Source organism: Pseudomonas sp. PsB, assembly GCF_043658375.1.
Classification (GTDB): domain Bacteria; phylum Pseudomonadota; class Gammaproteobacteria; order Pseudomonadales; family Pseudomonadaceae; genus Aquipseudomonas; species Aquipseudomonas putida_Z.
In genome coordinates this window covers 193,284-205,757 of sequence record NZ_JBIGLU010000002.1, presented here as the reverse complement: position 1 = coordinate 205,757, position 12,474 = coordinate 193,284, and the positions used below count along the sequence as shown (strand labels likewise).

Genomic DNA, 12,474 nt, shown 5'->3' with positions numbered 1-12,474 from the left:
AGGGGGCCGGCGGTCTAGGGGCCTGTACGGCTAATTCTTGCGCTCAAATTCGAGTGCAAGAATTAGCCACACAGGCCACTCCCATCCGGCCTCTTCATGTTGGATTGTTTTTTGGGGCCCTGTATGGGCTGAGGCACCATTGAAATGGCGTTGATCGTACAGAAATTTGGCGGCACCTCTGTCGGTTCCATCGAGCGGATCGAGCAGGTAGCCGATAAGGTCAAGAAACACCGTGAGGCGGGCGACGACCTGGTGGTTGTGCTGTCGGCCATGAGCGGTGAAACCAATCGCCTGATCGACCTGGCCAAGCAGATCACCGATCAGCCGGTTCCGCGTGAACTGGATGTGATCGTGTCGACCGGTGAGCAGGTCACCATTGCCTTGCTGACCATGGCCTTGATCAAGCGTGGTGTGCCAGCGGTGTCCTACACCGGCAACCAGGTGCGCATTCTCACCGACAGCGCGCACAACAAGGCGCGCATCCTGCAGATCGACGACCAGAAGATTCGTGCCGACCTCAAGGAAGGCCGCGTGGTCGTGGTAGCGGGCTTCCAGGGCGTCGACGAGCACGGCAGCATCACCACCCTGGGCCGTGGTGGCTCCGACACCACGGGCGTGGCCCTGGCGGCTGCGCTGAAGGCTGACGAGTGCCAGATCTACACCGACGTCGATGGCGTCTACACCACCGACCCGCGCGTTGTGCCGCAGGCCCAGCGCCTGGAGAAGATCACCTTCGAAGAGATGCTGGAAATGGCCAGCCTCGGTTCCAAGGTGCTGCAGATCCGTTCGGTGGAGTTCGCCGGCAAGTACAACGTTCCGCTGCGCGTGCTGCACAGCTTCAAGGAGGGTCCGGGTACCCTCATTACCATTGATGAAGAGGAATCCATGGAACAGCCGATCATTTCCGGTATCGCCTTCAACCGTGATGAAGCCAAGCTGACCATTCGCGGCGTGCCGGACACCCCGGGCGTGGCCTTCAAGATCCTCGGCCCGATCAGCGCCTCGAACATCGAGGTCGACATGATCGTGCAGAACGTTGCCCACGATAACACCACCGACTTCACCTTCACCGTACACCGCAACGAGTACGAGAAGGCGCAGAGCGTGCTGGAAAACACTGCCCGCGAAATCGGTGCCCGTGAAGTGATCGGCGACACCAAGATCGCCAAGGTCTCGATCGTTGGCGTCGGCATGCGTTCGCACGCCGGTGTTGCCAGCCGCATGTTCGAAGCCCTGGCCAAGGAGAGCATCAATATCCAGATGATCTCCACCTCCGAGATCAAGGTTTCGGTCGTGATCGAAGAGAAGTACCTGGAGCTGGCCGTACGCGCGCTGCACACCGCGTTCGAGCTCGACGCTCCGGCACGACAGAGCGAGTAATACGCTGCCTGGAAGGGCGCGGCTTGCCGCGCCCTTCGCGTTTCTGCTCGCCACACAGGCCTGTCCTGCCCTGTGTGGCGAGTAACCGGGCCCTGGTCGTCGTCCACGACCAGGCCGCGACACCCAAGACTGTTACCCCTGAATGTTTTGCGTAAGGAGAAAGCTATGTTGATTCTGACTCGTCGGTGCGCCGAGAGCCTGATCATTGGAGACGGCGAGATCACCGTGACGGTGCTCGGCGTCAAAGGCAACCAGGTGCGTATTGGCGTCAGCGCCCCGAAAGAAGTGGCTGTGCACCGCGAGGAAATCTACCTGCGGATCAAGAAAGAGAAGGACGAGGAGCCAAGCCTTTAATTTTTTTGAAGTTTTTTTCAAAAAAAGGGTTGCAAACGAGGAAGAGCCTGTTTAATATTCGCCTCGTGTTGCGGTGAGGTGGCCGAGTGGCCGAAGGCGCTCCCCTGCTAAGGGAGTATACCTCATAAGGGTATCGGGGGTTCGAATCCCCCCTTCACCGCCATTATTCGCTTAGGGCGCTGTAAGCAGTAAGAACGCTAAGTAGTTGATTTTAAACGAAAAAGTTCTTGCAAAAATGTTTCAGCGACCTATAATACGCGGCAAGACACGGACTCATAGCTCAGCTGGATAGAGTACTCGGCTACGAACCGAGCGGTCGGAGGTTCGAATCCTCCTGAGTCCGCCACACCAAATCAAGAAGCCCGCTCAATTGAGCGGGCTTTTTGTTTTTCTGCGCCAATGAATTGTTGGTGATGTCGATCTAAGCTCTTCTGTAGATTGAGCCTGTGCCTTTGGGGCCGCTGCGCGACCCTTTCGCGACACAAGGCCGCTCCTACAGAAGTACGCGATCCCTTGTAGGAGCGGCCTTGTGTCGCGATGGGCTGCAAAGCAGCCCCAGTATCGATCAGGCACCGCATACACATCCAGGCACACAACAAATGTGCTTTAACCGCCAGACCCACCGTCGCACTGATAGCTTCGAGCGTTGTCCCAGCTTTATCACGCAAACGATTGTTCTGGCCAAAATTTTAAGCGATCTGACAGCTTTAGCAGTGTATGATTGCGCCCGTCAGCCCCGCCGGGGCTTGTGGAAAACCACCATGGACTTACCCAGTAGTTACTCGCTAACAAGATTCATACAGAAAGATCTGACCGATTGATTCTCCCGGCGTGCTCCGCTGCTGGGAGTGGAGTTCGCCTATGACTGAAGTAGAAGTAAAAAAAGCGCAGGAAAGCCTGCAGGACCGCCTGGCCCAGGTGGTCGAACTGCTGCAACGCCAGCGCGTGGTCGAAGACCTGACCCACCGTCAGGAAGGCGCCCACAACGACCTGGTGGAAAACCTGGTCCACCGCCAGAACCTCGTCGAGCTGCAGCGCAAGCTCGATGACCTGCACCCCGCCGACATCGCCTACATCCTCGAAGCCTTGCCCCTGGAAGACCGCCTGACGGTCTGGCAGCTGGTGCGCTCGGATCGCGATGGCGACATCCTGCTGGAAGTGTCCGACGCCGTGCGGCAATCGCTGATCGCCGACATGGACGATCACGAACTGCTCGCCGCCGCCAAGGAAATGGACGCCGACGAGCTGGCCGACCTGGCTCCTGAGCTGCCGCGTGACGTTGTTCACGAGCTGATGGAAACCCTCGATGCCCAGCAACGCGAGCGCGTGCGTTCGGCGCTGAGCTACGACGAGGAGCAGGTTGGTGCGCTGATGGACTTCGAGATGGTCACCATCCGCGAAGACGTCAGCCTGGAAGTGGTGTTGCGCTATCTGCGCCGCCTGAAAGAACTGCCGAACCACACCGACAAACTGTTCGTGGTCGACTATGACGGCATTCTCAAGGGTGTATTGCCGATCAAGCGCCTGCTGGTCAATGACCCGGAAAAGAAGGTAGCGGAGGTCATGGCGACCGACCCGGTCTCCTTCCACCCCGAGGAAGATGCCTATGATGCGGCGCAGGCCTTCGAGCGTTATGACCTGGTATCTGCGCCGGTCGTGGACAAGAACGAACGCCTGATCGGCCGCTTGACCATCGACGAAATGGTCGACCTGATTCGTGAAGAAAGCGAGAGCGAAGTGCTGAACATGGCCGGTTTGCGCGAGGAAGAAGACATCTTCGCCTCGGTCTGGCGTTCGCTGCGCAACCGCTGGGCCTGGTTGGCCATCAACCTGATTACTGCTTTCGTTGCGTCGCGAGTGATCGGCCTGTTCGAAGGTTCGATCGAGAAGCTGGTGGCCCTGGCTGCGCTGATGCCGATCGTGGCGGGTATTGGTGGCAACTCCGGTAACCAGACCATCACCATGATCGTGCGCGCCATGGCGCTGGACCAAGTGTCGCCGGGCAACACCAGCCGCCTGATGCGCAAGGAGCTGGCGGTATCGCTGCTCAACGGCCTGATCTGGGGCGGGGTGATCGGTGCGGTGGCGTTCTGGCTGTATGGCAGTTGGTCGTTGGGCCTGGTGATGACTGCGGCGATGACCTTGAACCTGCTGTTGGCGGCCTTGATGGGAGTGTTGATCCCGATGACCCTGACGCGCCTGGGGCGCGACCCGGCGATGGGCTCCAGCGTGATGATTACCGCGGTGACCGACAGCGGCGGGTTCTTCATCTTCCTCGGGCTGGCCACGCTGTTCCTGCTGTAGCCGTTTAACTTCCACAAGCTGATGAGGTTCTTGTGGGAGCGGCCTTGTGTCGCGAAAGGGCTGCAAAGCAGCCCCGGAAGTATGCGCAGTGCCGCTGGCATCGCGGGGCCGCTTTGCGGCCCTTTCGCGACACAAGGCCGCTCCCACAAAGGCAGTGATCCTACAGCGGCGGTAAGCCCACAAAAAAGCCAGCTTACGCTGGCTTTTTCATGTTCGGCTGCAAACCTCAAGAGGCGTCGGCAGCCATTTCCACATCGTGAGCGATGAGGGCGACCAGCGCGTTCTGCTGGCGGTGCGACAGTTGGCGGAAGCGTTGCAGCAACTCGCGTTCATGCAGGGACAGTTCAGGGCTGTCCAGGCGCATGCTCAACTCGTCACCCAGCGCACCTTCCTGGATAAGGCTCTGTTCCAGGCGCGCGATGATTTCGGAGTTCATGCTGCGGTGATGGTTGCGCGCTACCTCGGCAATGCGCTCACGCATCCCGTCTGGCAGGCGGACGACGAACTTGTCAGCGGTGCGGCTCGAATAAATAGCCTGTTTCATTGGGCGCATATAAATTGACCGGATTTTGGTTCAGGGGAAGCGGTTCTCAAATTGGCCGCACGGGGTGGTAGTACGACCGTGGCGACGACGAAATGTTCAACCGTCTGTGAAAAATGGATGCTCATCTTGCCTCATGGTCGCCGTTTCCTTGGCGTCAATTCTGTGACAAATAGTGAGCCGGATAAAGGCTTTGTGCCAGTACCAATTATCAGAAATGAGTACTGGTTTGAAAAGTTTTACATGCTCCAGCTTGCCCAATCGTCAGACTTTTGCCGTCAAAAACTGGTAAAAGGCAGCAAAAGGCTGGGAAAGCCCCTAGAATGTGCTGGTTTCCCTCCATAGAGCATAGTGGCTATGCAACATGACGCAAGCGACCGCCAATCAGGGACAGGTCGGTTGATATATCTGGTAGGACCGTCGGGTTCCGGGAAAGATTCCCTGATCGATGCTTCTCGTGAGCGATTGGCAGCCGCCGGGGTGGAAATCGCCCGTCGCGTCATTACCCGGTCGGCCGAAGCCAAGGGCGAAGCCGCCCATGGAGTCACGGCCGAACAGTTCGAAGCACTGCGCGCGCAAGGCGCGTTCGCCATGCATTGGCGAGCCAATGGCCTGGATTACGGCATTCCACTGCAGGTGGACCAGTGGCTGGCGGAGGGCAGGGCGGTGCTGGTGAATGGTTCGCGGGCTTATCTGGCCGAGGCGCGCCGGCGCTACCCGAACCTGTTGGCAGTGCTGGTCGAGGTCCGGCACGAGGTGCTGCGCGAGCGCCTGGTGGCCCGCGGCCGGGAAAGCGCAGAGGAAGTCGAGCAGCGCCTGGCACGTAATGCACGCTTGCAGGCGCTGGCCGATCCGTCGCTGCATGTGCTGGACAACTCCACCACCCTGGAAACCGCGGTCGCGGCATTGTTCGCGCTGCTGCGTGATGAAGGCGTGCTGCCGCAGGTGTAGCATTGGCAGAAAAGGATTACGCGAAAAAGCCCGCTTGAGGCATGACAAACGCCAGCATGCTGGTTAACATGCTGGCCGTCCTGCTGTGCAGCGTCCGCTGCCGGCACTTGCGTCTCAGTAGCTCAATTGGATAGAGCATCCCCCTCCTAAGGGGAAGGTTGCAGGTTCAATTCCTGCCTGGGACGCCATTTCCTATCTCTCATATTCTCATACCCCTCTCACCCAGCGTTGGCCAGCAACGATGGCGTGCTCCATATGTTGCTCGCTTGTGCCTGCGTTCGCCTGCCATCGCAGCCGTCCCCGTGTGCTTGACCGAGATGTCGCATTCTTTGGAGTAACCCTTACATCACCCCAGGTCATGTGAGTTTACTGTCTTCGCCATGAGCTTCATGGATGGCTCAGCAGCGATCGATTGCACTCCAAAAATAATCGGATCTCCCTGCAGGCCAACGCTTGCGGGCGGTCTGCGCCGAGCAGCAACAAAGGCCAAACCCATGACCAATAAACATAATATTTCCCTGGAAGACGCCCCGCTCAACAGCTTCCACAAGAAGCTCGCCATCTACTCCTCGGGTGCGCCGTTTCTGGATGGCTATATCCTGAGCATCATTGGCGTGGTCCTGGTGCAACTCAGCCAGTCGCTACAACTGTCGGTGCTCGAAGAGGGCCTGGTAGCCGCCGCATCGCTGGTTGGCATGTTCTTCGGCGGTTTCGTCGGTGGGCTGTTTACCGACAGGTTGGGCCGCAAGACGCTATATGTGCTGGTGCTGGTTGCACTCACGCTGTTTTCCCTTGGCCAGTTCTGGGTCACCTCAGCCGCCGCACTGATTGCCCTGCGCTTTGCTCTGGGTGTCGCCATTGGCGCCGACCACCCACTGGCGACTTCGCTGCTGGCCGAGTTCCTGCCGCGCAAGCAGCGGGGTTCGATTCTCGCCAGCCTGGTGATGATGTGGTTCGTCGGTGCTGCCATGGCCTATGTGGCCGGTGAATTCATTCTGCGCAGCATGGGGCCGGAAGCCTGGCGCTGGGCCTTGGCGAGTGCGGCGGTGCCTGGCGTGCTGTTCCTGATCATGCGCGCCGGCACCCCGGAATCGGCCCGTTGGTTGCTGAGCAAGGGGCGCATCGAAGAGGCCGACCAGGTAGTGAAAAGGGTTTATGGCAACAGCTTTTCCATCACCGACCTGGCCGAAGCGCCGTCGATTCGCAAGGTGTCGGTCTGGTCGCTGTTCCACTCCAGCTATGGCAAGCGCATCTTCTTCGTCAGCATGTTCTGGACCTGCTCGATCATCCCGCAGTTCGCCATCTACGCCTTCGCCCCGAAGATCCTTTCGGCCATGGGCCTTACCGGTGACCTGGCGGCGTGGGGCGCTGTGGCGATCACCGTCATCTTCGTGTTCGGTTGCTTGCTGGGCGTGAAGCTGATCAACCCCATGGGTCGGCGCAACATGCTGATCCACAGCTTCCTGTGGTCGGGCCTGGCCTTGCTGCTGCTGGGGCTGTACCCGGACGGGGCAGGGCTGGTGACCCTGGCGCTGTTCGGCAGCTATGCATTGTTCATTGGCGGGGCGCAGGTGTTGCAGTACGTGTACCCGAACGAGCTGTTCCCAACCGAGGTCCGGGGTTCGGCCGTTGGCCTGGCAACCTCCTTGTCGCGTATCGGTGCCGCCATCGGCACCTACCTGGTGCCCATGTCGCTGGAGTCGCTCGGCATTGCCAACACCATGATCGTGGCGTTCGGCATTTCGATGGTCGGGCTGCTCTGCACCTGGCTGATGGCGCCCGAGACACGCTCGCTGGACCTGGCCAAGGCCAGCGCGGTCTGATACTGCAAGAAGCCGCTGAGCTGACGCTGGCCGTGTAGGAGCGGCCTTGTGTCGCGAAAGGGCTGCGCAGCAGCCCCGGCCATATCAGCTGTGAAGCCAAAATCCTGGGGCCGCTTTGCGGCCCTTTCGCGACACAAGGCCGCTCCTACAGGGGCCGTGTAGAGCAGGAATATCAGCGCTGACGCATCCTACATCCCCAAATGCTTCAAGGCCCACAGCACTCCCATGCCCACAATCAGCGTCAGCATCGTGCTGCGCGTACGCCACGCCACCAGCGCGGCCAGTATCGCCGCTGGTATCTGCGGGTTCATCCAGTCGAACCCCGCCTGTCGGTCAGGGAATACCACGGCCGGCAGTACCAATGCCGCCAGCACGCTGGCCGGCACATACGCCAGGGCGCGGCGAAACAGTGGCGGGATGCGCAACACCGTGTGCAACTCGATGAACGACAGGCGGATGGCGAAGGTGCCCAGGCCGATCAGAATGAAGGTTATCCACTGGGTCGTTTCGCTCATGATGCTTCCTGCTCGGTATTGGCGTCTGCCACGGTTTGCTGTTTTTGCCAGCTCTCGATGGCCAGCCCGGCGATGATGCCGCCCAGCGCGCCAGCCAGCAGGCCCAGGTTGTAGGGCAGGTTGGCGGCCAGCACGGCGAGCACGCCGCCGGTCAGCGCTGCGCCAAGCGTGGCCGCATTGCGAATGCCGGGTATCAACAGGGCCAGGAATGACAATGGAATGGCAAAGCCCAGCGACCAGTCTTCAGGAATGCTCGCGCCCAGGTACATGCCCGCCAGCACCGAGAGGTTCCAGCCGAAGAACATGGTGATTGCCGTACCGGCATAGTAGGGGTAGGCATGCTGCCCGAGCCCGCCCGAGCCCATCTTCAGCGTGCACAGGGCGAAGGACTGATCTGACAGCATGTACGCCATCGGCCACTTGTGGCGGCGCGGCAGCTGGCCCAGGTGCGGGGCCAGGCTGGCGCTGTACATCAGGAAGCGCAGGTTGATCACCAGTGCGGTGATTACCATGGTCACCGGCAGGGCGGCGCTTTGCATCAACTGCATCACCACCATTTGTGCCGAACCGGAGTAGAACAGCAAGGTCATGCCGATGGCATCGGTTGGCGACAGGCCCATGCCGATCGCCGTGACCCCGGTGATCAGGCCGAAGGGCACGATGCCGGAGGTCAATGGCAGGGCGCTGTGGGCACCTTGCCTGAACGCTTGGGTCCCGCTTGGATACGGCATTTGAAATCCTTGAAAGAGTGCAGACGGTGCAAGGGCGGTACGTCCACGTTAATGCGCGCGACAGTTGGCCTCAACGTCAGATTTCTGGAATAGTAGGCCTAAAAAAAATAGGCCTGAAACCGTGCACCTCGATACCCCTACCCGGCACTCGCTGCAGCTCAATGCCTTGCGTGCCTTCGAAGCGTCAGCCCGCCTGGGCGGTTTTGCCCGTGCCGCACTCGAGCTGAAGGTGACCCCGGGGGCCATCGCCGCCCTGGTCAAGACCCTGGAAAGCGAATATGGCGCAGCCTTGTTCGAGCGCCATGCCAAAGGTGTACGCCTGACGCCCTTGGGTGAAAGCGTGAAAGGCCAGTTCACCGAGGCGTTCGACGCCGTGGAAGCCGCTGCACGCACACTGCGCCGCCTGGCCGCACCGCAGCGGGTGCATATCGTCACATCCCCTGCCTTGGCGCAGTTGTGGATCGGGCCACGCCTGCCGGAACTGACCCGGCTGCTGGCACCCATAGAGATCTCGGTGACGGCGGTGGATGAGCCGCCCAACCTGAAGCGCAGCCCGTTCGACCTGTGCCTGTTCTACACCGAAAAGCCCGAGCGCTGGCAACGCAGGATAGCCACGGAAGAAGTCCTGCCCGTGTGCGTGCCGGCCCTGGCCGCCGGCATCGCCAAGCCCGAGGACCTTGCCGACGCCCGTTGCATCGCCGACGTGGGCTGGAACGACTGGGCGGTGTGGACGGGGGCGGTGATGCCCGGGCACAAGTTCGTTGCCCGTGGGCCGGGTTTTTCCCTGTACTCGATCGCCCTGCAGCAAGCCTTGCTGGCCGCCGGGGTGCTGATAGGGCGCAGAAGCCTGGTGCAACGCTACCTCGACAGCGGCGAACTGGTCGCCCCCATCGACCGCGCGGTGCCACTGGGCATGACCATCGCCGCATGGCGGCTGCCGGGTGCCAAGGGCAACCAGGTGGTTGCTGCCGTGGAGGAGGCGCTGTTGCAGTTGGCTTGAGCGCCCTCAAGCCATGCACGGTGTCTGTGGGAGCGGGCGTGCCCGCGAACACCGGCGAAGCCGGTGCCCTACACCGCAGCGCCTGCTTCGCGGGCACGCCCGCTCCCACAGAGGCCGAACGGGGCAAATGCCATGCCCGTCGTCAGCACCGCGAAAATAGGGCGTTGGGGCTATTCCGATGGTGCCACGCTAGGCATATGCTTGCCCGTCAGAGGCATGCCACTTGTGGCTGGGCATCAGGGAGAGCGTCCATGAGTCAGGAAACCCGGCCGGTACCCGCCGGCTTCAGTGAACAGCAGTTGCATACGTTGTTCGATCTGATCAGCGATGGTATCTGGGACTGGAATGCCAATACCGGCTACGTCTATCGCAACCCGGGCTGGTACGCCATGCTCGGCTACCCCAGTCACTCCATGGCCAACTCGGTGCTCACCTGGGAAAGCGTGATCCACCCGGAGGACTACTCGCGGGTGATGGCGCATTTCGAGGCGTACATCAACCAGCGCAACGAGCACTACCTGGTCGAATACCGCTGCCGTTGCCACGATGGCAGCTACCTGTGGATCGAAGACAGCGGCTACATCATCGCCCATAACGAGGACGGCTCGGTGGCGCGCATGCTCGGTGCCCACCGCAACATCGACGCCAACAAGCGCCTGGTGGCGCAACTGGAGCAGAGGAACCAGTCGCTGGAAAGCCAGGTGGCCGAACGCACCCGCGAGCTGTCCTGGGTGAACCAGCAGTTGCAGCGGCAGCTGGATGAAAACCGCGAGCTGGCCGAGCGCGACGCGTTGACCCGCGTTGCCAACCGCTATCGGCTGGAGAAGGCGCTGCAACTGGAGTGCGAGCGTGCCAAGCGCTTTCGCCAGCCGTTGTCGCTGATAGCCATGGACGTGGACGACTTCAAGCCGATCAATGACCGCTATGGCCATGCCCGTGGCGATGCGGCGCTGGTGCGGGTGGTCGATGTCCTGCGTGCTTGCCTGCGGGAGCAGGACCTGCTGGCGCGCTGGGGTGGGGACGAGTTCGTCATCGTATTGCCGCAGGCCTCGCTGGGCGAGGCGCTGGAGGTGGCAGCACGCTTGCGCCAGGCGATGGTGCAGGTGGAGCCGGTGGGCGATTGCCGGCTGACCATGAGTTACGGCGTGGTGCAATGGCAGGAAGGAGAGGACCAGCATGCACTGCTGGCGCGTGCCGACACGGCGCTGTACCGGGCCAAGGATGCTGGCAAGAACGCGATAGCCGAATAGGCCGCCTGGCGCAGATCCCCTGTAGGAGCGGCCTTATGTCGCGAAAGGGCTGCGAAGCAGCCCCAGGGTTTCAGCGAGGATGCACAAATTGCCGGGGCTGCTACGCAGCCCTTTCGCGACACAAGGCCGCTCCTACAGCGGTCGCGCTAGCTTCAGCGTCTTGGACCGCCGTAAGGCCTGAATGAAAAAAGACCCGCAACGCCTGGAGCGCTGCGGGCCAAATCGGCCTCGGCCGCTTCAGTGTCAGATATGCAGGGCGTGGCCCAGGGCGCGCAGTGCCGCTTCCTGTACCGCCTCACCCAGTGTCGGGTGGGCATGGATGGTGCCGGCCACATCCTCCAGGCACGCGCCCATCTCCAGCGACTGGGCAAACGCCGTCGACAACTCGGAAACCGCCACGCCAACCGCCTGCCAACCCAGGATCAGGTGGTTGTCACGGCGCGCCACCACCCGCACGAAACCGCTTTTCGATTCCAGGCTCATGGCCCGACCATTGGCGGCAAACGGGAACTGCGCGACGATGCAGTCCAGCCCTTGCTGGCTAACTTGTTCCGGGGTCTTGCCGACCACCACCACTTCCGGGTCGGTGAAACACACCGCGGCAATCGCGCTGGGTTCGAAACGGCGTGCCTTGCCGGCGATGATCTCGGCGACCATCTCGCCCTGGGCCATGGCCCGGTGCGCCAGCATCGGTTCACCGGCCACGTCGCCGATGGCCCAGACGTTGCGCATGCTGGTCTGGCAGCGCTCGTCGATGGCGACGGCGGCGCCGTTCATCTTCAGGTCCAGGCACTCCAGGTTGAAACCTTGCGTGCGCGGCCGACGGCCCACGGCCACCAGCACCTGGTCGGCTTCCAGGCGCAGTTGGCCGCCCTGGCCATCACGGGCCAGCAGGCAGCCGCCTTCGTAACCTTCGACGCTATGGCCCAGGTGCAGGGTGATGCCCAGCTTCTTCAGCGATTCGGCCACCGGGGCGGTCAGCTCGCTGTCGTAGGTTGGCAGGATGCGCTCGCGCGCCTCCACCACGCTGACCCGGGCGCCCAGCTTGCTGTAGGCGATGCCCAGCTCGAGGCCGATGTAGCCACCGCCCACCACTACCAAGTGCTGCGGCAGGGTTTTCGGCGCCAGGGCTTCGGTCGAGGAAATGATCGGCCCACCCAGCGGCAGCATCGGCAGTTCGACGCTGCTGGAGCCAGTGGCCAGCAACAGGTGCTCGCACTGGATACGCTGGCCATCGACCTCGACCTGTTTGCCGTCGAGCACCTTCGCCCAGCCATGGATCACCTTGACCCCGTGCTTTTTCAGCAGGGCGGCGACGCCGGTGGTCAGGCGGTCGACGATGCCGTCCTTCCAGGCCACGCTCTGGCCGATGTCCAGGCGCGGCGAGGAGACGCTGATGCCCAGCTCCGACGGGCCGGCAAAGCGCGAGGTCTGGTGGAACTGCTCGGCCACGTGGATCAGCGCCTTGGACGGGATGCAGCCGATGTTCAGGCAGGTACCGCCCAGTGCCTGGCCTTCCACCAGCACGGTGGGGATGCCCAGTTGCCCGGCGCGGATGGCAGCCACGTAGCCGCCAGGGCCGCCGCCGATGATCAACAGGGTAGTCTGGATAGTCTGTTGCATGC

General features: G+C 61.7%; 11 protein-coding genes and 3 tRNA genes. 10 read left to right on the top strand and 4 right to left on the bottom strand.

Annotation, left to right across the window (positions count from 1 at the left end; all coding sequences use genetic code 11):
* The first annotated feature begins 144 nt into the window (after nucleotides 1-144).
* The 5 genes from ACGLHT_RS05745 (at nucleotide 145) to mgtE (ending at nucleotide 4,038) form a co-directional block, all read left to right on the top strand.
* Complete coding sequence (locus ACGLHT_RS05745; RefSeq protein ID WP_013973645.1) at nucleotides 145-1,380, top strand: aspartate kinase; 1,236 nt, start codon at nucleotides 145-147, stop codon at nucleotides 1,378-1,380.
* 165 nt (nucleotides 1,381-1,545) lie between these two features.
* Nucleotides 1,546-1,734 (top strand): carbon storage regulator CsrA, encoded by a 189-nt coding sequence (gene csrA / locus ACGLHT_RS05740; RefSeq protein ID WP_003254503.1) that lies wholly within the window; start codon nucleotides 1,546-1,548, stop codon nucleotides 1,732-1,734.
* 72 nt (nucleotides 1,735-1,806) lie between these two features.
* Nucleotides 1,807-1,897: transfer RNA gene (locus tag ACGLHT_RS05735), tRNA-Ser, on the top strand.
* 106 nt (nucleotides 1,898-2,003) lie between these two features.
* Nucleotides 2,004-2,080: transfer RNA gene (locus ACGLHT_RS05730), tRNA-Arg, on the top strand.
* A gap of 515 nt (nucleotides 2,081-2,595) precedes the next feature.
* Complete coding sequence (gene mgtE / locus ACGLHT_RS05725) at nucleotides 2,596-4,038, top strand: magnesium transporter (RefSeq protein WP_025340118.1); 1,443 nt, start codon at nucleotides 2,596-2,598, stop codon at nucleotides 4,036-4,038.
* 226 nt (nucleotides 4,039-4,264) lie between these two features.
* On the opposite strand, the gene ACGLHT_RS05720 is transcribed toward mgtE, so the two are convergent.
* Nucleotides 4,265-4,591 carry an Arc family DNA-binding protein gene (locus tag ACGLHT_RS05720; RefSeq protein ID WP_003254499.1) on the bottom strand — a complete coding sequence of 109 codons (327 nt, stop codon included), beginning with the start codon at nucleotides 4,589-4,591 and terminating at the stop codon, nucleotides 4,265-4,267.
* Nucleotides 4,592-4,936: 345 nt separating this feature from the next.
* On the opposite strand from ACGLHT_RS05720, the gene phnN reads away from it, so the two are divergent.
* From phnN to ACGLHT_RS05705, 3 genes are all read left to right on the top strand, one after another.
* Entirely contained in the window at nucleotides 4,937-5,530 is a 594-nt protein-coding gene (gene phnN, locus ACGLHT_RS05715) for a phosphonate metabolism protein/1,5-bisphosphokinase (PRPP-forming) PhnN (protein WP_264316440.1), read from the top strand.
* Between the two features lie 111 nt (nucleotides 5,531-5,641).
* Nucleotides 5,642-5,718: transfer RNA gene (locus tag ACGLHT_RS05710), tRNA-Arg, on the top strand.
* A 306-nt stretch (nucleotides 5,719-6,024) separates the two neighbouring features.
* On the top strand, nucleotides 6,025-7,353 hold the full coding sequence (locus tag ACGLHT_RS05705; protein WP_085589083.1) for an MFS transporter: 1,329 nt from the start codon (nucleotides 6,025-6,027) through the stop codon (nucleotides 7,351-7,353).
* Nucleotides 7,354-7,541: 188 nt separating this feature from the next.
* On the opposite strand, the gene ACGLHT_RS05700 is transcribed toward ACGLHT_RS05705, so the two are convergent.
* Both ACGLHT_RS05700 and ACGLHT_RS05695 read right to left on the bottom strand, forming a co-directional pair.
* Entirely contained in the window at nucleotides 7,542-7,868 is a 327-nt protein-coding gene (locus ACGLHT_RS05700; protein ID WP_025340115.1) for an AzlD domain-containing protein, read from the bottom strand.
* Nucleotides 7,865-8,599: an AzlC family ABC transporter permease gene (locus tag ACGLHT_RS05695; RefSeq protein WP_274120191.1), complete on the bottom strand. Its 735-nt coding sequence runs from the start codon at nucleotides 8,597-8,599 to the stop codon at nucleotides 7,865-7,867. The genes ACGLHT_RS05700 and ACGLHT_RS05695 overlap by 4 nt, the downstream gene beginning before the upstream one ends.
* Before the next feature lie 121 nt (nucleotides 8,600-8,720).
* On the opposite strand from ACGLHT_RS05695, the gene ACGLHT_RS05690 reads away from it, so the two are divergent.
* Complete coding sequence (locus tag ACGLHT_RS05690; RefSeq protein ID WP_274120192.1) at nucleotides 8,721-9,599, top strand: LysR family transcriptional regulator; 879 nt, start codon at nucleotides 8,721-8,723, stop codon at nucleotides 9,597-9,599.
* 251 nt (nucleotides 9,600-9,850) lie between these two features.
* Nucleotides 9,851-10,849: a diguanylate cyclase gene (locus ACGLHT_RS05685; RefSeq protein WP_274120193.1), complete on the top strand. Its 999-nt coding sequence runs from the start codon at nucleotides 9,851-9,853 to the stop codon at nucleotides 10,847-10,849.
* Between the two features lie 243 nt (nucleotides 10,850-11,092).
* On the opposite strand, the gene lpdA is transcribed toward ACGLHT_RS05685, so the two are convergent.
* The gene (gene lpdA, locus ACGLHT_RS05680) at nucleotides 11,093-12,472 is read right to left on the bottom strand and encodes a dihydrolipoyl dehydrogenase (RefSeq protein WP_274120194.1); all 1,380 of its coding nucleotides are present in this window, start codon (nucleotides 12,470-12,472) and stop codon (nucleotides 11,093-11,095) included.
* Between the last annotated feature and the right edge of the window lie 2 nt (nucleotides 12,473-12,474).

Coding starts and splice junctions, on each gene's coding strand:
- ACGLHT_RS05745 (WP_013973645.1), top strand. CDS start 145: ATGGCGTTGATCGTACAGAAATTTGGCGGCACCTCTGTCGGTTCCATC.
- csrA (WP_003254503.1), top strand. CDS start 1,546: ATGTTGATTCTGACTCGTCGGTGCGCCGAGAGCCTGATCATTGGAGAC.
- mgtE (WP_025340118.1), top strand. CDS start 2,596: ATGACTGAAGTAGAAGTAAAAAAAGCGCAGGAAAGCCTGCAGGACCGC.
- ACGLHT_RS05720 (WP_003254499.1), bottom strand. CDS start 4,591: ATGCGCCCAATGAAACAGGCTATTTATTCGAGCCGCACCGCTGACAAG.
- phnN (WP_264316440.1), top strand. CDS start 4,937: ATGCAACATGACGCAAGCGACCGCCAATCAGGGACAGGTCGGTTGATA.
- ACGLHT_RS05705 (WP_085589083.1), top strand. CDS start 6,025: ATGACCAATAAACATAATATTTCCCTGGAAGACGCCCCGCTCAACAGC.
- ACGLHT_RS05700 (WP_025340115.1), bottom strand. CDS start 7,868: ATGAGCGAAACGACCCAGTGGATAACCTTCATTCTGATCGGCCTGGGC.
- ACGLHT_RS05695 (WP_274120191.1), bottom strand. CDS start 8,599: ATGCCGTATCCAAGCGGGACCCAAGCGTTCAGGCAAGGTGCCCACAGC.
- ACGLHT_RS05685 (WP_274120193.1), top strand. CDS start 9,851: ATGAGTCAGGAAACCCGGCCGGTACCCGCCGGCTTCAGTGAACAGCAG.
- lpdA (WP_274120194.1), bottom strand. CDS start 12,472: ATGCAACAGACTATCCAGACTACCCTGTTGATCATCGGCGGCGGCCCT.